This window comes from Idiomarina sp. HB (assembly GCF_048059115.1).
Lineage (GTDB): Bacteria > Pseudomonadota > Gammaproteobacteria > Enterobacterales > Alteromonadaceae > Idiomarina > Idiomarina abyssalis.
In genome coordinates, this window is record NZ_JAYLVU010000001.1 from 682,324 (window position 1) to 699,288 (window position 16,965).

19 protein-coding genes are annotated in these 16,965 nt (G+C 46.1%); 9 read left to right on the plus strand and 10 right to left on the minus strand.

Annotated features, from left to right (window positions below):
* The first annotated feature begins 1 nt into the window (after position 1).
* Positions 2 to 1,816: a DUF885 domain-containing protein gene (locus tag VBY75_RS03400; RefSeq protein WP_416511031.1), complete on the plus strand. Its 1,815-nt coding sequence runs from the start codon at positions 2 to 4 to the stop codon at positions 1,814 to 1,816.
* 1 nt (position 1,817) lies between these two features.
* On the opposite strand, the gene VBY75_RS03405 is transcribed toward VBY75_RS03400, so the two are convergent.
* The 4 genes from VBY75_RS03405 to VBY75_RS03420 all read right to left on the minus strand — a co-directional run bounded on the left by VBY75_RS03405 (position 1,818) and on the right by VBY75_RS03420 (position 7,220).
* A complete protein-coding gene (locus VBY75_RS03405) occupies positions 1,818 to 3,212 on the minus strand; it encodes a phospholipase D family protein (RefSeq protein WP_416511033.1) in 1,395 nt (464 codons plus the stop codon).
* Positions 3,209 to 4,378, minus strand: coding sequence for a vWA domain-containing protein (locus VBY75_RS03410; RefSeq protein WP_222236879.1), 1,170 nt, complete (start codon positions 4,376 to 4,378; stop codon positions 3,209 to 3,211). The genes VBY75_RS03405 and VBY75_RS03410 overlap by 4 nt, the downstream gene beginning before the upstream one ends.
* Before the next feature lie 8 nt (positions 4,379 to 4,386).
* Complete coding sequence (locus tag VBY75_RS03415; RefSeq protein ID WP_271331439.1) at positions 4,387 to 5,223, minus strand: AAA family ATPase; 837 nt, start codon at positions 5,221 to 5,223, stop codon at positions 4,387 to 4,389.
* 65 nt (positions 5,224 to 5,288) lie between these two features.
* Complete coding sequence (locus VBY75_RS03420; protein WP_054487482.1) at positions 5,289 to 7,220, minus strand: PAS domain-containing hybrid sensor histidine kinase/response regulator; 1,932 nt, start codon at positions 7,218 to 7,220, stop codon at positions 5,289 to 5,291.
* A gap of 101 nt (positions 7,221 to 7,321) precedes the next feature.
* Here VBY75_RS03420 and VBY75_RS03425 point away from each other — a divergent pair, with 101 nt between their 5' ends.
* On the plus strand, positions 7,322 to 7,792 hold the full coding sequence (locus VBY75_RS03425) for a hypothetical protein (RefSeq protein ID WP_054487480.1): 471 nt from the start codon (positions 7,322 to 7,324) through the stop codon (positions 7,790 to 7,792).
* A gap of 1 nt (position 7,793) precedes the next feature.
* On the opposite strand, the gene VBY75_RS03430 is transcribed toward VBY75_RS03425, so the two are convergent.
* The gene (locus tag VBY75_RS03430) at positions 7,794 to 8,861 is read right to left on the minus strand and encodes an alpha/beta hydrolase (RefSeq protein WP_416511036.1); all 1,068 of its coding nucleotides are present in this window, start codon (positions 8,859 to 8,861) and stop codon (positions 7,794 to 7,796) included.
* A 15-nt stretch (positions 8,862 to 8,876) separates the two neighbouring features.
* Positions 8,877 to 9,200: a DUF3392 domain-containing protein gene (locus VBY75_RS03435; protein ID WP_054487476.1), complete on the minus strand. Its 324-nt coding sequence runs from the start codon at positions 9,198 to 9,200 to the stop codon at positions 8,877 to 8,879.
* Positions 9,201 to 9,321: 121 nt separating this feature from the next.
* Here VBY75_RS03435 and xthA point away from each other — a divergent pair, with 121 nt between their 5' ends.
* A complete protein-coding gene (gene xthA, locus VBY75_RS03440; RefSeq protein WP_199494652.1) occupies positions 9,322 to 10,131 on the plus strand; it encodes an exodeoxyribonuclease III in 810 nt (269 codons plus the stop codon).
* Positions 10,132 to 10,155: 24 nt separating this feature from the next.
* Here the strand turns inward: xthA and yfbV are convergent, their stop codons facing one another.
* The gene (gene yfbV / locus VBY75_RS03445) at positions 10,156 to 10,590 is read right to left on the minus strand and encodes a terminus macrodomain insulation protein YfbV (protein WP_054487473.1); all 435 of its coding nucleotides are present in this window, start codon (positions 10,588 to 10,590) and stop codon (positions 10,156 to 10,158) included.
* A 214-nt stretch (positions 10,591 to 10,804) separates the two neighbouring features.
* Between yfbV and VBY75_RS03450 the strand changes: the two genes are divergently transcribed.
* The 5 genes from VBY75_RS03450 to VBY75_RS03470 are packed head-to-tail and all read left to right on the plus strand — an operon-like array spanning position 10,805 to position 13,602.
* Positions 10,805 to 11,278: a PTS glucose transporter subunit IIA gene (locus VBY75_RS03450; protein ID WP_234972451.1), complete on the plus strand. Its 474-nt coding sequence runs from the start codon at positions 10,805 to 10,807 to the stop codon at positions 11,276 to 11,278.
* A 20-nt stretch (positions 11,279 to 11,298) separates the two neighbouring features.
* The gene (locus VBY75_RS03455) at positions 11,299 to 11,643 is read left to right on the plus strand and encodes an arsenate reductase (RefSeq protein ID WP_416511040.1); all 345 of its coding nucleotides are present in this window, start codon (positions 11,299 to 11,301) and stop codon (positions 11,641 to 11,643) included.
* Positions 11,640 to 12,770 carry a succinyl-diaminopimelate desuccinylase gene (gene dapE / locus VBY75_RS03460; protein WP_054487469.1) on the plus strand — a complete coding sequence of 377 codons (1,131 nt, stop codon included), beginning with the start codon at positions 11,640 to 11,642 and terminating at the stop codon, positions 12,768 to 12,770. The genes VBY75_RS03455 and dapE overlap by 4 nt, the downstream gene beginning before the upstream one ends.
* Entirely contained in the window at positions 12,764 to 13,471 is a 708-nt protein-coding gene (locus VBY75_RS03465) for a M15 family metallopeptidase (RefSeq protein WP_416511042.1), read from the plus strand. The genes dapE and VBY75_RS03465 overlap by 7 nt, the downstream gene beginning before the upstream one ends.
* Positions 13,444 to 13,602, plus strand: a complete 159-nt coding sequence (locus tag VBY75_RS03470) for a DUF2897 family protein (protein WP_054487465.1) — start codon at positions 13,444 to 13,446, stop codon at positions 13,600 to 13,602. The genes VBY75_RS03465 and VBY75_RS03470 overlap by 28 nt, the downstream gene beginning before the upstream one ends.
* Here the strand turns inward: VBY75_RS03470 and purC are convergent.
* From purC to dapA, 3 genes are read right to left on the minus strand one after another with little or no spacing between them, the layout of a single operon-like run.
* Complete coding sequence (purC, locus tag VBY75_RS03475; protein WP_199494647.1) at positions 13,599 to 14,312, minus strand: phosphoribosylaminoimidazolesuccinocarboxamide synthase; 714 nt, start codon at positions 14,310 to 14,312, stop codon at positions 13,599 to 13,601. The genes VBY75_RS03470 and purC overlap by 4 nt on opposite strands.
* Before the next feature lie 23 nt (positions 14,313 to 14,335).
* Entirely contained in the window at positions 14,336 to 15,424 is a 1,089-nt protein-coding gene (bamC, locus tag VBY75_RS03480) for an outer membrane protein assembly factor BamC (protein ID WP_416511045.1), read from the minus strand.
* Positions 15,424 to 16,314, minus strand: a complete 891-nt coding sequence (gene dapA / locus VBY75_RS03485; protein WP_199494646.1) for a 4-hydroxy-tetrahydrodipicolinate synthase — start codon at positions 16,312 to 16,314, stop codon at positions 15,424 to 15,426. Before dapA ends, bamC begins: the two co-directional genes overlap by 1 nt.
* Before the next feature lie 178 nt (positions 16,315 to 16,492).
* Between dapA and bcp the strand changes: the two genes are divergently transcribed.
* Entirely contained in the window at positions 16,493 to 16,963 is a 471-nt protein-coding gene (gene bcp, locus VBY75_RS03490; RefSeq protein WP_054487457.1) for a thioredoxin-dependent thiol peroxidase, read from the plus strand.
* Positions 16,964 to 16,965 lie beyond the last annotated feature (2 nt).

Below are 16,965 nucleotides of genomic sequence, written 5' to 3' on the forward strand. Positions count from 1 at the left end.
AATGATGAACAAAACCACTCTCGCTATTTCACTATCACTATTGTTAGCTGGTTGTGGCCAGCCACAGCAAACAGAAACAGCATCAGACAGTCAAACAAGCTCAGTTAAACAAACGTCTCAAACCGAAGAACTGCAAGAGATCTATAAGAATTACTTTGACGAACAACTGAAACTAAACCCGTTATTAGCGACTTATATTGGTGACAATCAATATAATGATGAATTGCCGAACTTCTATTCAGAAGAGCATCTTGACGAATTACTCGCTTTAGAAAAAAGCTACTTAGAGAAAATTAAAGTCATCAATGCCGAGCAGCTCACCCGCTCAGAGCGGATCAGTTATGAAATCTTCAAGCGAAACAGGGAACTGGCCATTGAGGGCGCTCAATATCCTGAGCATTTGTTACCTATCAACCAGTTTTATAATATCGCCGGTCGTCTGGCAATGCTGGGCTCTGGCACATCGGCTCAACCATTCAATACAGTAGAAGACTACCGTGCATGGGCCAGTCGCATGAAACAAATTCCGCGACTTTTCCAGCAAGCTATTGAGAACATGAAAGTTGGCGTTAAACAAGACATTGTTCAGCCGCGCGTTTTAATTGAGAAAGCCATTCCCCAAATTGATGCACAAATTACCGAAGACGTTACGCAAAGCATTTTTTGGCGTCCGGTAAAAGATTTACCTGAGGACATCGCAAATACAGACGCCAAAGCAATTCGTGAAGAATACCGCGATGTTATCGCCAATACCGTCATGCCTGCTTATCAAAAACTCAGTGATTACCTCAGTAATGAGTATTTACCGGAGACTCGTACAGACAGTTTCGGCTTGGGTCAGTTGCCCGGCGGTACTGAGTGGTACAAGTATAAAATTAAGGCTAACACTTCAACTGAGTTAAGCGCTGATCGTATTCACAATATTGGTTTAGATGAAGTTGCCCGTATTCACGGTGAAATGCGCGAAATCATGGAGGAAACCAACTTTGAAGGCGACTTACAGGCCTTTTTTGACTTCATGACGAACGACGAACAATTCATTTACGATAGCAGAGACGAAATGGTCGAAGACTACCGGTCCTTGCGAGGTACTGTTGATGAAGTCGTTGGCGAGCTGTTCGATATCTTTCCTCAGGCTGAGTACGAAGTGCGTAAAGTTGAGGAGTTTCGTGAGCAGTCGGCAAGTTCAGGTTCTTACCAGGCCGCACCTACTGATAACTCGCGACCCGCAATTTTCTACTTGAACACTTACGACTTACCATCGCGCCCCAGTTGGGCAAAAACGGCGCTATTCCTGCACGAGGCAGCACCGGGTCATCATTTCCAGATATCCATCCAGCAAGAATTGGAAGACTTACCCCGGTTCCGGAAGTTTGGCCGGGAAACGGCCTACACTGAAGGCTGGGGGTTATACTCAGAGGCGCTAGGCTACGATATGGGGCTCTACGATGACCCTTACCAGCGTTTCGGACAGCTGGCTGCAGAGTTGTGGCGCTCTATACGCTTGGTCGTTGATACAGGAATTCACGCTAAAGGCTGGAGTCGTCAACAAGTACTAGACTACATGTATGACAACGCCCCGGTTGCAGAAGCTCGTGCGGTATCAGAGGCAGAGCGCTTTATGGCGTTACCCGGTCAGGCTCTGGCCTACAAAATTGGTCAGCTAAAAATTAGCGAGCTGCGCCGCGATGCTGAGAGAAAGCTGGGTAATAACTTTGATATCAAAGCTTTCCACCGTGTGGTTCTTGAGGACGGTGCTGTTCCACTGACCGTACTGGAGCGCAAGGTGAAACGTTGGGTTGCTCAGCAACTGTAGTTTAAAGCAAGTGATCAACCGGCAAACGGGCGGTTAACCAAACCGCCAAGCGCCGCCAAATACCGGCCCCCGGCTCTTTATAAAGCCTCCGCGCCGATATTTTACTTCTATCCAGCCAATACAGCTTATAAAAACGATTAAGCCTCGCTTCGTAAGTGCGCAGCGGTAATTCATGCTCAAACATTGCGTTAATTCGTTCTGCCATCTCTACCGACTCGATTAACAAGCCTGACTCTGTATTGATCTGAGCTGATCTCGGATCAAAATTAAACGAACCGACAAACACTCTCTTAGCGTCAACGGTTACTGTTTTTGCATGCAGGCTTGAGGCAGAGCGTCTAAAATATGGCCTGACATCTTTACGCAGACGCTTCTCTTCTGTTCGGCGCAATTCAAATAGCTGCACCCCTGACAGTAATAAGCGTCGGCGATGACGCTGGTAACCAGCATGTACTGCCGGCACATCGGTTACTGCTAACGAATTAGTCAGGACCCGAACCTTAACCCCCTGCTCCGACAAATTCTCGAGTTCTTTAACACCAGCGGGTGTCGGAACAAAGTAAGGAGAAACCATCACAATTGAATGCTGCGCCGAGCCTAATGTCTTTGCTAGTTGTTGCGTAACTAGCCGTTGCGGCTTGCTATTTAACTGAGCCTTTAAAGGGTCATCACTGACCACAATGGCAGGCGCTTCATACCAACGCTCGGAGTCTTTGTCCGGAAAATTATTCAAATGTTCGTCCGACAGAACAAACTGCTTTAAATCCTGCAGTTCAGGATGCTTTTGGAATCCGGACCAAATATCCTCGAATAGTCGTTTCTGGTTGCCCGACTTTATTGAACTGACCGGCACCGACAAAAGACAATTCCAGTAGTGTTGCCAGTCCTCAAGAAGCTTATTAACAACCTCACCTTTGGCAATAACATCAAGATCGGAAAAGAGTTGACCGGCATGGGTGCCAAAATACTCATTACCAACGTTGCGGCCACCTACAATGCCGACTTTTCCATCGACCAGTAAGGCTTTATTGTGCATCCGTCGATTCATTCGCTTAAAGTCGGTAAGCCAGTTAAGCCAGCGCCAACGACGATGCGTAAAAGGGTTAAACAGTTTAATATTAAAATTGGTTCGGGAAGATAAGTCTCGTAATAACGGCTCTAACGGTTTGCTGTGTAAATCATCCAACAACAAATCAATGCGCACGCCCCTCTCGGCAGCGTCTAGCAACTCCTTTAGCAGCGTCAGGCCGCTACTATCCGGGCGCCACAAATAGTATTGCAAAGCAATATGGTATTTTGCCTCACGTATTAAACGGACTCTGGCAATAAGCGAACGATGAGCATCGCTTAAAAACTGAAACTTATTATCGGCAGAGGCCGCAAGTAAAGGAGTCATTTTATGCCACTTATTGCCCGTTCCAGACCATCAAGAGTCAGCGGGTACATTCTGCCTCCGACTAAATCATTTATCATGCGCACCGACATGTAATACCGCCAATGTTCTTCAGGTTGAGGGTTAAGCCAGGCCACTTTTTCGAAGTGCTGAGTTAAACGGTTCATCCAGGCTTCGCCGGGCTCTTCATTCCAATGTTCAACACTGCCACCTGGGTAGGCAATTTCATACGGCCCCATGGTTGCATCACCGACAAATAGCAATTTGTAATCCTCACCATATGTCTGGATCAACTGCTCGGTCGGAATTTGCTCCTGCCGACGTCTGGAGTTCTCTCGCCAGACACCTTCATAAACGCAGTTATGAAAATAAAACAACTCCAGATGCTTGAACTCATTTTTTAACGCTGTGAACAGTTGCTCACATTGATAAACATAATCATCCATTGACCCACCAACATCCAGCAACAAAATAATTTTAACCGCATTATGTCGCTCAGACTGCCATTTCAGATCAAGTAAACCACCTTTTTTTGACGTAGCTTCAATGGTGCTTTTTAAGTCAAGTTCGCTAGCCGCACCAGTGCGCGCAAATTGCCTTAGCTTTCTAAGAGCCATCTGAAAGCCGCGTTGTTCCAGTCTGGCGTTATCATCAAGGTCACGAAACTCGCGTTTATCCCACACTTTGGCCGCACTTCGATTACGATTGCCATCCTGGCCTATTCGAATACCTCCGGGATGGTAACCATAAGCTCCAAAGGGCGATGTTCCTCCGGTACCAATCCATTTCGAGCCTCCCTGGTGACGCTTCTGTTGTTCCTTTAAGCGTTCGTGAAAGGTTTTCATTAACTCATCCAGACTACCGAGTTGCTGTACCTTTTTCCTTTCTTCTTCGCTTAAGTTTCGTTTCAGTGCGTTTTCCAGCCAATCCTTAGGTATCTTATCGGTCACATCGACATTAGCGACCTTATCCACATATTCGCTGAACGCACGATCAAACTTATCGTACTGAGACTCATCCTTGACCAGAATAAGCCGGGACAAATAATAAAACTGCTCGACGTCAGCAAAAGCCAGGTTAGCCTTCATCGCGCTGAGCAAATCCAGCCATTCGGTAATGCTGGTTTTAAGCCCATGCCGGCGCAGAGTTTGAAAAAAATCAATAAACATAACGCGGTTTAGCGCCGTTGGATGCGAGCGTATTCAGCTAAGCGCTCGACATCCTGTTCATGCTTGAGTAAAGCGCCTGACAGAGGCAATAAACCGCCTTGCTCACGGCTTTTTCGTAGTGACTTCGCGTCAATATCTTCCACAAGCAAAAGTCGCAGCCAATCCAGCAGTTCCGACGTTGAGGGCTTCTTTTTCAATCCGGGAACGTCTCTTAACTCAAAGAAAAGTGCCAATGCAGTATCAAGTAAATTCTTATGCAAGTTCGGAAAGTGAACATCAACAATGGCTTTTAACGTGTCACTGTCAGGAAACTGAATGTAATGAAAAAAGCACCGACGTAAAAACGCATCCGGCAGGGCTTTTTCATTATTCGATGTTATAAGCACAATAGGACGTTGCTGCGCTTTTATCTGTTCACCTGTTTCGTAAACATGAAAGGCCATTTGATCCAGTTCGTGCAGTAAGTCATTAGGAAACTCAACATCGGCTTTATCAATTTCATCAATAAGCAGAACCGGACGCTTTTCTGCTGTAAATGCCTGCCAAAGCTTACCAGGACGAATATAATTACTGATATCGTGGACTTTATCGCTACCCAGCTGGCTATCACGTAACCGCGATACAGCGTCGTATTCATACAAGCCTTGCTGTGCTTTTGTGGTTGATTTAATAGACCATTGCAGCAGCTCGGTATCTAATGCGCTCGCTAACTCTTCAGCCAGGCGCGTCTTCCCGGTGCCAGGCTCACCTTTTAATAATAACGGCTTTTCTAACGTCACCGCGGCATTGACGGCTGTTGCCAGTTCCTGCGAAACGACATACTGAGAACTGCTACTAAACTCCATTCTTGGATCCCTTAATTCAGTGAAAACTGCGCCTATGGTACAACAGGCATCAAGGGTTGTGCCAATCAGCGAGCTTTTCTGCTCTGCAGCTCAGTAAATCTTTGAAGAACCTTTGCAATATCTGCCTTAACAAATGGTTTGGTGACATAATCATTCATTCCGGCACGCAACGCCTGAGTCCGGGTCTCAGGGTAAGCATCGGCAGTTAAAGCAATAACATAGGGCTGATGGATGTCCATTTCGCGCAGCACCCGAGTTGCTTCCATACCGTCCATATGCGGCATATGAAGGTCCATAAACAATACATCGTAGTTTCTTGCCTGCATCATCTTCAGCGCATTTTGTGCGTCGCTCACCAGCTCAACATTCTGATTCAGAGACAACAGCATCTCCTTTATTATCAGCTGATTTATTTTATTATCATCGACAACCAAAACTTGCACTTTGGGTAAAGGTGGCATCTTCTCAGTCTTTGGTTCATTCGCTCCTGCGATCTGAACCGTCATGGGCAGACAAAGGGTGAAACAAGAACCGTGATCAGGTTTGCTATCAACCTGAATGGTACCGCTCAATAATTGTACAATATTGCGAACAATAGCCAGTCCAAGTCCACTTCCACCTTCCGGCCGGTTAAAGCCATCCTGCTCTTGCTCAAACAGTTGCCATATCCGCTGGGTATCATGGATCCCCTTCCCTGTATCCTGGACTTTTACAACCAGTTCCCCTTCGTTTTTCTTGTTTTCGTAGCCTTGCCAGCTTGCGCTGACAGAAATGGAGCCATTTGTAGTGAACTTTAATGCGTTACTGACCAGGTTACTGACAACCTGCGCCACCCGAGCCTGATCCATCAACACGCTTTCCGGAATGTCTTCGCTAATATCCACAATAAAGTCTAACTCTTTGTCCTTTATCGGTTGCTCAAACAAACGAATAACATGGTGTAATACCCTGACTGGAGAGTGCACTCCTAAAGTCACCTTCAGCTGCCCCTCTTCTGCCCGAGTTAAATCAAGTACGTCGTTCAGTGTGGTCAACAAGTAGTCACCGCTGTTCTTAATAGTGGCAAGCAACTGCTGTTGGTGAGAGTTGAGGTTCGTCGATTCTAACACTGAAGCTATACCCAGTATGCCATGCAGTGGAGTTCTAATTTCATGAGACATATTGGCTAAGAATACATTTTTCGCATGTGCAGCCCTGCGGGCATCGAGTTCCGCTTTTTTCTGTTCAGTCACATCGGTAACGGTACCCGTGTAACGAATCGCCCGGCCTTCACTATCACGCTCTATAATCTTTCCCCGATCCAGAACATAAACCCAATGCCCTTCTCTATGTCTTATCCGATGCGTACTCTCGTAAAAGGGGGTAATACCGTCCAGGTGGTCTTTAATGGCTCGCCAAACGCCGTCGTAATCTTCCGGATGCAAACGACTTGACCAACTTTCTACATTTGCCTCCAGTTCGTTCACCTCCCAACCAAACATATTGGCCCAGCGCTTATTAAAAATTGTGACTCCCGTTTGCGGATTCCATTCCCAGGTGCCCAGCCGCGTTGCGTCTAAAATGAGTTGTAACCGGTTACGTTCCATTTCCAAGGCTATTTGCAACTGTTTACGCTCAGTAATATCGATTAAATAACCATACAGATGGTTAGTGCCATCTTCATGCTGCATTACCACTGTGGTATCGGACACCCAGACATCTTGCCCGTTAACATGCTTTACCCGGTAATCCTGATGCGTTATTGAGCCACCAGACTCTTTCCCTAAAAGCACCTCCACTTCATCCATAACGCGTGGAAGGTCATCCTGATGAATCAGATCACGATATTCTATTTCTCGTTTTTCTAATCTTTCCTTCTTATAGCCAAGCAGACTTTCAATGTTGTCAGACACAAAAAGAACAGGCCAGCCAGGAGAGTCCTCCCATACAAACAGGCTTAAGCGGCTGCCCACGTTCAGCAGGGCCGCTAAATTTTCATTAGTTACAGGTGTTGTCATCAACTTAGACTCTCTTTAGAGGCTTTACTTCGACCAGTTTGCCGCACTAGCAACTTGGTGTACACTGGCAAAAACAATAACATAAAAACAACGATACCCGGATGACCCAGGCAAACGTCAATGAATGGCAAACAGCGCTACTAAAGCAGGTTGATCAACTCATAGAGTTGGCTAAGACTCGTTTACCTGCCAGACAACAGCCTACCATCCGCGGCCCCGAATACTGGCAGCGTTTTGCTAAACATCACTACGTAAGAGCGGCTGATTTATTGAAGGCCGGAAACGGTTTTGAAGCTGCGAAGCATTTCCGTAGAGCAGCACTTTTTGGTCACAGCAAAGCGATGTTATATTTAGGACAAATGTTTTTGCAAGGTAAAGACTTACCTGAAAGTGTCTTTCACGCCTGCTGCTGGCTAACACTGGCGGATAGAGCCGGAGAGGTTGAGGCGGAGCAAATTATTAATGATTTGCTCCATAAACTGACCGCTAGAGAATTAAACAGCGCCCGTCAATTGGCTGCCGAGCGCTTTGAGCAAATCTGTGAGGCCAGCTTCGACGTCCATGGTCTGTAGCTTAAGGATGCCACAGCTTAGTTTTTTCACGAAGCTTGCCACTGGCTACCCAGTCCTGAAGCTGATCCGCCATGCGTTTGCCCGCATCAACCGCTTTTTCCCAGTAATCGATACGAGTCGCTGCATCCAGACTGGCAAAATCTGTTCTGTCTGGAATTTTGCCGTAAGGTAAAGACTGAATGAAGTCTTCCGATGGTGTAACAAATACTACGTTAGGCCATTTTTTCCCGGTAGTCCGCCGCCAACTCAGACGTTTATCGAACCAACCCGGAATTGCTTCGCGGTGGAAGTGAGGATAAAGCACCAGACCATTAACTTCTGACAAATCTAAATCGAAATGGTAGTCAGTGATCCCGCCGTCACGGTATGTTCCTGCTGGCGCTCCCGGAATGTCGGTAACACCGTCCAACACCAGAGGAATTGAACCTGTCGCTAACAGAGCCGACTGAAAATTTTCATGGGTCAGCTCAACGTGGTGTGTCGGCAAGTCGCGCCAACCTCGCGAAAAGCTAAGATCCGACTGCGGGTGATGAAAAATAACTCGCTCGTAAAACCGCCCTAACCACCGACGATTTAAGCCATTAGCAAAAGCAGAGCTTAACAAACCCAGCATTTGTTTCTTTGTTTCAGCCGCTGTCCACCCCCGGCATCGAGCTACAATGAAATGATGCCGTACGGCCGACTGACCTAAAATTTCAGTTACTGCCTGCTCGGGAACATACTTGGCCAATAAAGCTTTAGCTTCGCTGGTTATCTCATCCCTGTCAGGTTTCGCGCTGTAAGTCTGGGTTCTGTATAAACGACAGAATAAGTCACTGGCTGCTACTGGGTCCTGCTGCCCAAGCGCCGCGAAACGCCATGCACCGGCAGAAGTCCCTAAGGTATTAAGAGGCTCTTTTTTATCTTTAAAAAATTCGCCAAACATCCACCGGTCCAGCCCCTGAAGCACAAACCACTTAGGTCCGCCGGAAGCCCCTAATAACAAACCGACATCGTCGGCGGTAAGCCCCTGCTCCTGTATATGCTGATAAGCCGAGGCTCCAGCCTTTATGTCAATCCAATCTGTCATACCACCTTCCCAGGCTTATAGTTGTCGTTTTCTTTCTGCGAGGAACCCCAGCAAGAATAATATTCCAATAGTGCTAACCGCCAGCAAATGAAGCGGAATAAGACTTAACCATCCGGCTAAAACCGGTGTGAACCAAACGGTTAACCAACCATACCCAAAAGCACAAACAAGAATAAAGGCCATTGTACGGAACACAAAGTGCCAGTGGCCCACTTGCCTTTTCACCATACGGTTAACTTCGGCACCATAGATGACCAGTAATGTGGCAATAATCATCATGGCTAACTCGTAAAAATGCGGGCGAATCATTAAGCCCAGATTATTTAGCACATTCTGCATGCTAATACCCCTCTCAAAATCGTCGCCCGAGTATACGAATTTTCTCGAGCGTTCGCATCCCAAGTTTGCCTTTTGCTGTGTTATCCTACGACAATAAAGAGGCTTATTTATAGGACGTTCAATGAAAATCATCTCATTTAATATCAATGGTATACGCGCACGTCTGCACCAGCTGCAAGCGTTAATCGATAAACATCAACCTGATGTCATCGGCCTTCAGGAAACTAAAGTCCACGATGACCAGTTTCCGTTAAAAGACGTAGAGGCAATGGGTTATCACGTCATTTTCCATGGGCAGAAAGGCCACTACGGAGTAGCAATGCTCAGTAAAAAGCCTCTGGAAAACCCTCAGTTTGGCTTTCCTTCTGACGACGAAGACGCCCAGCGCCGAATGATTATGGGTGACTATCAACTTAACGACGGTAGTTATGTGCGCATTTTAAACGGTTATTTTCCTCAGGGAGAAAGTCGCGATCACCCAACCAAATTTCCGGCAAAAGAGAAATTCTATCAGGACTTAATGAGCTATCTGGATAACGACCTCTCTCCTGAGCAGCCCGTTATAGTTATGGGTGACGTGAATATATCCCGCATCGATCTGGACATCGGCATTGGTGAGAACAACAAAAAGCGTTGGTTGAAAACCGGCAAGTGCAGCTTCCTACCAGAAGAACGCGAGTGGATGCAAAAGCTCATGGACTGGGGCTTTACAGATACCTACCGCAAACTAAACCCAGATGTGGATAACCAGTTTAGCTGGTTTGATTATCGCTCTCGTGGCTTTGACGATAACCGCGGACTGCGGATTGATCTTATTCTCGCCACACAAGCATTGGCAACAAAGTGCGAGGACAGCGGCATAGACTACGAACTCAGGGGTATCGAGAAGCCTTCCGATCACGCGCCTGTCTGGTCAACCTTTACAGTCTGATTAACACATTGCCGCCGGTTGATATTAATGTTCTTCCGGCGGTAATGTTTCCAGCGCTTTGCGCAAAATAATTGCCAGATCCATATACTCCGGCCCTTTTTTACCTTGTGGATGACACTCAACGCCTTGTTTTCTTAGCTTGTCTCTTAATTCTTTATACCAATGACGCAACGAAGGCTTCAGTAGTTGTCTCGAACGCCACCCCAGCCAGTATAATCCCTGCAACGGCAGGCTTAGCATAATTAAAGACAGCATAAATCCCGGAGCCAGTTGTTCTTCTGGCATAAATTGCCAGGTTAATGCTGCATTTAAAACAGCAATGGCCGGAGTCCAGCTAATGGCCTTGCGTGTCACCGGTATAATTCTCGATTCAGCCATAGCGGCAACAACTGAATGATGAGGCCATTTATCGGCATACACCTTTCCATCTCTTAAAACAGCAAAAAATGAACGACTCATGATGACCTCTTTGCCAAACCTGATGTAATTATAAACGATTACCTGTCTATTGTACGATATTCGCACTTTCATTATTATCTTTATTTTTCATGCACTTGCAGCCTTACAACCGCGTAGTGCACAAAGATATCCACAGTTAATGTGGATACAGTTGCAGCCAGCCTTTAGCTTTGCCACTATACTATCTGAATTAGTCAGTAGCATGGTGTCAGCAGTGACAACAAGTAAGCTTCCCATTCTCTATGCGCCGATAACCGGACGCATTATCACAGCGCAACCTTCTCCACCAGTATGCCAGCATGGTTTACTCGGTAAAGGTGTTGTCATAGAAATGACCGGCAGTACCTTGTATGCGCCGGCTGATGGCGAACTGACCCAGATAAGCAGTAGTGGCGATTACTTGTCTTTACGTCTGAATGACACTTACTCTCTACAGTTAATCACAGGTTCAGGCGATGCCTTCGGAACCCACCCAGCTTTGACCGTACTTTGCCGTGAACAAAGCCAGGTTAAATGCGGCGATCCTCTGGTTAAAATTAACCAATCGTTGCTGCGCAGTTTAAAGCCTGTGCAACAACGGCTTGCGGTTCTCATTTGTTCGCTCGGTCCTGAACAGATAACTGAACCCTTTGACTGGCTGCAATCCGGACTCGTTACCGCAAAAGACAGTCCACTTATTACTTATTAACACCGACAGGAGCTGTACCTATGTTGCGCGTTTATGGCATAAAAAACTGCGACACCGTTAAGAAATCACTTAAATGGTTAGATAAAAACAAAGTCGATTACGAATTTATTGACGTTCGGCAGCAGCCATTACAAAAAGAAACGGTAAACGTCTGGTTACAGCAAGTGCCTGCAGAGTCGCTATTAAACAAACGCAGTACCAGTTGGCGTAACCTTTCTGATGGACAAAAAGCGCTTGAAGATACAACTAAGATAGCTGAGTTAATTGCCGAGCAACCAACTCTGTTTAAACGTCCACTGGTTCAGTCCGGCCAGGCTATTCATTGTGGTTTTAATGAAAAACTCTGGAGCGAACGCTACTTATGAGTTCAGAGACACTAAAGCTTGCTCATGAGCTCATTTCCCGCCCTTCTATTACACCAGAAGATGAAGGCTGCCAGCAGCTTATCGGTGAAAGGCTCGCAGCGTTGGGATTTGAGCTCGAATCCATGATCTTTGAGGACACAACCAATTTATGGGCGCGTCGTGGTCAGGGCCGTAAACTGTTTTGTTTCGCCGGGCACACCGATGTGGTTCCTCCTGGTGATGTCAACGACTGGCAGTTTCCTCCATTCCAGCCAACGATTCATAATGGCTATCTTTATGGACGCGGTGCAGCCGATATGAAAGGCAGTTTAGCGGCTATGCTCACCGCGACCGAACGTTTCGTAAAGGATTACCCTGAGGTTGATGCTGATATTGGTTTTTTGATCACCAGTGACGAAGAAGGGCCTTTTATTAACGGAACCAAGCGGGTTATCGAAACGCTGGAACAGCGTAACGAAAAAATTGACTGGTGCATTGTTGGTGAGCCCTCCAGTACCGAAACTCTGGGAGACATTGTTAAAAATGGTCGCAGGGGAAGTTTAACCGGTGACTTAACGGTATTAGGCATACAAGGCCACGTTGCATACCCTCATCTGGCACAAAACCCGGTACACGACCTTGCCCCCGCACTCAGTGACTTGATTCAAGAGGAATGGGACACAGGCAACGACAGCTTTCCGCCAACGACCTTTCAGGTGTCAAACATTCAGGCCGGAACCGGCGCAGGAAATGTGATACCAGGACGTATTGAGACACAGTTCAACTTTCGCTTCTCAACTGAACTGACCGCGGACAAAATTAAGCAGCGGGTTGAGGCAATTCTCAATAAGCATTCATTAAAGTACAAACTGCAATGGAAGCTTAACGGACCACCGTTTCTAACCGATTCCGGCGCGCTTGTAGAGGCCGTTCAGTCTGCCATTGAGCATGAGTGTGGCTTTTCGACAACCCTCTCCACCGCTGGTGGTACTTCCGACGGACGTTTCATTGCGCCGACCGGAGCTCAGGTAATAGAACTTGGCCCCGTCAATGCCACCATTCATAAAGTGAACGAATGCGTTAAAGCCAGTGATTTAGATAAGCTCAGCGAAGTGTATTACCGCTGTATGGAGAAGCTACTATGTTGAGTAGCAACGAGCTTACGGGCGCCTCTGAAACACATCTAACTGCGGTAGACGGGCATAAACTTCACCCGGATGCCGCACAAGCTTATCTTGCTATGCAGAAAGCAGCGGCCACTAATGGAATTGAGCTCGCTATTGCCAGCGGGTTCCGTTCACTGGACAGGCAGCTCTCTATCTGGAATAGAAAATGGCGAGGCAAGTTGCCACTGTTGTCCAAACAAGGTGAGCCGCAGGATGTTTCCACCTTAACCGATACAGAAAAAATGCACGCTATTTTGCACTGGTCTGCATTACCTGGCAGTAGCCGACATCACTGGGGAAGTGACTTCGATATCTATGACCCTCGCCCATTTCAAAGCAATGAGCTTAAATTACGTTTAGTACCAGCAGAATATACGGATGCGGAAGGCCCCTGTCATACACTTTGGCAATGGCTAACTCAACATGCTCACGAAAGCGGCTTCTTTTTTCCGTACGCCCGTTATCAGGGAGGCGTTGCCCAGGAACCATGGCATTTAAGTTACCGCCCAGTGGCGAAAGAATGCCACCAGCAGCTGAACCTGGAGTTACTGGCCGAAACCATCAATTCGCTTGCTATTGAAGGCAAGCACATCATATTGGAAAATCTGGAGCAAATTAAAAAACAGTATATCGATACAATAACGGAGGATGACGGATGGACGAATATTTGGTGTGGTTACTGATACTGTTAGTACTGGGTGTCGTTATCAGCAATATTATGGTCTTAAAATATACAGCGAAGTTTAAATGGCCTGGTACGAAATCGTCTAAAACCGAAGACGACTCCGACCAGGAACCCGATAAAAAAGACTAATCCAGCTTCACGCCCAGACGTTTAGCAACTTCGCGGTACGCTTCAACAACGCCGCCTAAGCCCTGACGAAAACGATCTTTGTCGAGCTTTTCACGGGTTTCAGCGTCCCACAAGCGACAACCGTCTGGAGTGAACTCATCACCCAGCATGATTTGCCCGTCAAACACGCCAAACTCAAGCTTGTAATCAACCAGCAGCAAACCTGCATCGGCAAACAAAGCTTTAAGTACGTCGTTCACTTTAAACGTCAGTTCTTTCATCTTTTCAATTTGCTCTGCCGTTGCCCAACCGAAGGCCTGAATGTGATATTCATTAACCATAGGGTCGTGTAACGCATCGTTTTTCAAAAAGAATTCAAATGTTGGTGGATTAAGTTCTTTACCTTCTTCAACACCTAAACGGCGAACCAGAGAGCCAGCAGCGACGTTACGAACAACACATTCAACCGGAATCATATCCAGTTTTTTCACCAACGAATCGGTATCGTTTAAGCATTCGTCCAACTGTGTCGGAATACCGGCTTCTTCTAATTTAGCCATAATAAAGTGGTTAAATTTGTTATTTACCATTCCTTTATCATCAAGCTGTTCGACCTTTTCGCCGTCGAACGCTGAAGTGTCATTACGAAACTCCAGAATAAGACGGTTAGGATCGTCGGTATGATAGACCGTCTTTGCTTTACCCCGATACAGTTCACTGCGTTTTTCCATGAATCTTTCCACTCGCGCTTAAGTTAAAGTTTGCTTTGCTGTTTAACAGCTGCTTTAAAGGCTTCAAATACTTTGTTCATCCATTCATCCGAGACAAGTTTATCGTCTTTATAAACCGTAACCGATGTATTCTCGCCGTCATCCAATAACCAGAATTCGTACTCACCTTCAGCTATACCAAGGTTTTCATAGTCATCGCCGCCGATAAACAGGAAGCCACTACCCGGTTCACTATACTCAACAAAGTAAGTGCCTGATTCACGGTTTAAGTCGTCAACTTCGAACCCAATTTCTTCCAGAGCAAGGTTAACCAGTGGCCATGCTTGATCGAAGTTATCTTCAACCACAAATATAGAGTGACCTTCAGCCGCTTGTGATAAACGAGTATCAATTCCTTCTGCTTTATTACGGGCAACAGCCAATTGCTGCTTACGGTTCACTTCAGAAATAATAGCGTTTAATAAATCGGTTTCCAGGTTTCGCACAATGAGTGGAGCAACCACTTTCTCTTCACCACCAACGACTTGGGTGAAGTCATTAACATTTACCCGCAAACTTGTCGTACGCTTGTGAGACTCTGTTTCCTGAAGCAACTCGTAACGAAATGTTCTTTCTAACTCACTGTCGCTTTCACCACCAAAACCAAGAAAGCCGCCTTCTCCGTCAATTGTTTGCTGAATGGTCATTTGCTCAGTTAACCAACGGTTCTCGTTAACTTCTTGCCATTCAAGGTTACGGCGCTTCAGAACATCTCGCGCTGCCTGACGAACAAATTCAGCAACTGAATCACCCATGCCATCGACAACGTCAAAATACACCCGAGTTTCTGTTTCAGTTTCTAAAACGCGACTTCCTAAACCCAGAGGACGAACTTGCTGAGGGGCAGTAATGTTAACCCGGTGGCCAATAGGAGCTTGTGCAATATCGGTTTCAGGAATTCGATACTTACTTCCTTTTTCCGGCTGTTCCAGGCCCCCCGGAATATCCAGTGCTGAAGTCGGCTGAATATTCACATACTCAAACCCGCCACTTGCACGTTCTTTTTCTACCGAAGAACAACCTGTGATAACTGCGGCAGCTAAGCCCATATACGCAAGGCGAGACAATTTCATTAAGACTCCTGAATATTCAATAGATTTGCTTTTTGCAACACTGACTCAATCAATTGTTGATTCTGTTCTTCCGGAGGAGTCAGAGGCAGTCGATAGTTTGCACTTACCCAGCCCATTAACGCTAAAGACCATTTAACAGGTATTGGGTTGGATTCAACAAATAACATATTATGCAAAGGTTCCAGCTCAGCATCGATTTGATTAGCCCGCTCGGTATCACCTGAAACTGCAGCCGTAACCAGTTCTTTCATTTTGGCAGGGACAATATTGGCAGTAACACTAATAACGCCATGACCACCCGCAAACATAAATTCGCGTGCTGTCGGATCATCACCGCTTAACAATATAAAGTCATCGCCACAGCGCTTTTTCAGCTCTTGTACACGACTTACGTCACCAGTTGCTTCTTTTATACCAATAACATTATCAATTTTTGCTAACTGTTCGACCATGTCAGGTGTCATATCAAGACTTGTACGGCCCGGAACATTATATAGGATTTGGGGTTTATCAGAGGCGTCGGCGCAAGCCTTGTAATGTGCAATAAGACCGGTTAAAGAAGGTTTATTGTAGTACGGCGTAACATTTAAAAATCCACTCACACCTGCCTGAGTCATTTTTTCAGTTAATTGCACCGCTTCGCTGGTCGAGTTTGAACCGTTACCAGCAATAATATCAATACGTCCTGCGCTAAGTTCGACCATCGCATTAACGACATCAATATGCTCTTCATGCGTTAAGGTTGTTGACTCCCCTGTCGTGCCAACCGCTACAATAGCGTCCGTACCCGCTTCGCAATGTTTATTCACCAGAAACTCAAGTTCGCTGTAATCGACATTGCCATATTTTGTAAAAGGGGTAACTAAAGCGACAATACTGCCCTTAAGCATACATTCTCCAAGTCCTAAATTGGGGCTCCAATGGTAATGCCAGCCCTAACGAAACACAAGTGATAGGAACATAAGTTACCAAGAAGGTTCCATAAACTTCTGCGACTTAAGCATTTTCCAAGTTTGCTTGTGTCCGTTATCATGTAGCGTACTGTTAACGAAGTTCCAGGAGAAAGCTATGCAAACACTAAAAGCCGGAGATAAAGCACCGGATTTCACCTTACTTGATGCGAATGAAAACTCCGTCACTTTATCGGAGTTATTAAAAGAGCATCGTGTACTGGTTTATTTCTACCCTAAAGCCATGACCCCCGGTTGTACCGTTCAGGCGCAAAACTTACGCGACAGTCGTAAGCAGCTTGAAGAGTTTAATGTTGTATCTGTTGGCATTAGTCCTGATGCGCCTAAGCGTTTAGCGAAATTTACCGAACGTGATGAGTTAAACTTTACTTTGTTAAGCGATGAAGACCATAAAGTTGCTGAAGATTTTGGAGTTTGGGGACTCAAGAAGTTTATGGGTAAAGAATACGATGGTATCCACCGTATTAGCTTTTTAGTTGAACAAGACGGAACCGTGTCTCAGGTATTTAATAAGTTTAAAACAAAAGAGCACCATGACGTAGTACTGGATCACCTAAAACAAGCTTAATA

What these genes read in the sequence shown, in the direction of transcription:
- VBY75_RS03400 (WP_416511031.1), top strand. Translation starts at nt 2, where the DNA reads ATGATGAACAAAACCACTCTCGCTATTTCACTATCACTATTGTTAGCT.
- VBY75_RS03405 (WP_416511033.1), bottom strand. Translation starts at nt 3,212, where the DNA reads ATGACTCCTTTACTTGCGGCCTCTGCCGATAATAAGTTTCAGTTTTTA.
- VBY75_RS03410 (WP_222236879.1), bottom strand. Translation starts at nt 4,378, where the DNA reads ATGTTTATTGATTTTTTTCAAACTCTGCGCCGGCATGGGCTTAAAACC.
- VBY75_RS03415 (WP_271331439.1), bottom strand. Translation starts at nt 5,223, where the DNA reads ATGGAGTTTAGTAGCAGTTCTCAGTATGTCGTTTCGCAGGAACTGGCA.
- VBY75_RS03420 (WP_054487482.1), bottom strand. Translation starts at nt 7,220, where the DNA reads ATGACAACACCTGTAACTAATGAAAATTTAGCGGCCCTGCTGAACGTG.
- VBY75_RS03425 (WP_054487480.1), top strand. Translation starts at nt 7,322, where the DNA reads ATGACCCAGGCAAACGTCAATGAATGGCAAACAGCGCTACTAAAGCAG.
- VBY75_RS03430 (WP_416511036.1), bottom strand. Translation starts at nt 8,861, where the DNA reads ATGACAGATTGGATTGACATAAAGGCTGGAGCCTCGGCTTATCAGCAT.
- VBY75_RS03435 (WP_054487476.1), bottom strand. Translation starts at nt 9,200, where the DNA reads ATGCAGAATGTGCTAAATAATCTGGGCTTAATGATTCGCCCGCATTTT.
- xthA (WP_199494652.1), top strand. Translation starts at nt 9,322, where the DNA reads ATGAAAATCATCTCATTTAATATCAATGGTATACGCGCACGTCTGCAC.
- yfbV (WP_054487473.1), bottom strand. Translation starts at nt 10,590, where the DNA reads ATGAGTCGTTCATTTTTTGCTGTTTTAAGAGATGGAAAGGTGTATGCC.
- VBY75_RS03455 (WP_416511040.1), top strand. Translation starts at nt 11,299, where the DNA reads ATGTTGCGCGTTTATGGCATAAAAAACTGCGACACCGTTAAGAAATCA.
- dapE (WP_054487469.1), top strand. Translation starts at nt 11,640, where the DNA reads ATGAGTTCAGAGACACTAAAGCTTGCTCATGAGCTCATTTCCCGCCCT.
- VBY75_RS03465 (WP_416511042.1), top strand. Translation starts at nt 12,764, where the DNA reads ATGTTGAGTAGCAACGAGCTTACGGGCGCCTCTGAAACACATCTAACT.
- VBY75_RS03470 (WP_054487465.1), top strand. Translation starts at nt 13,444, where the DNA reads ATGGACGAATATTTGGTGTGGTTACTGATACTGTTAGTACTGGGTGTC.
- purC (WP_199494647.1), bottom strand. Translation starts at nt 14,312, where the DNA reads ATGGAAAAACGCAGTGAACTGTATCGGGGTAAAGCAAAGACGGTCTAT.
- bamC (WP_416511045.1), bottom strand. Translation starts at nt 15,424, where the DNA reads ATGAAATTGTCTCGCCTTGCGTATATGGGCTTAGCTGCCGCAGTTATC.
- dapA (WP_199494646.1), bottom strand. Translation starts at nt 16,314, where the DNA reads ATGCTTAAGGGCAGTATTGTCGCTTTAGTTACCCCTTTTACAAAATAT.
- bcp (WP_054487457.1), top strand. Translation starts at nt 16,493, where the DNA reads ATGCAAACACTAAAAGCCGGAGATAAAGCACCGGATTTCACCTTACTT.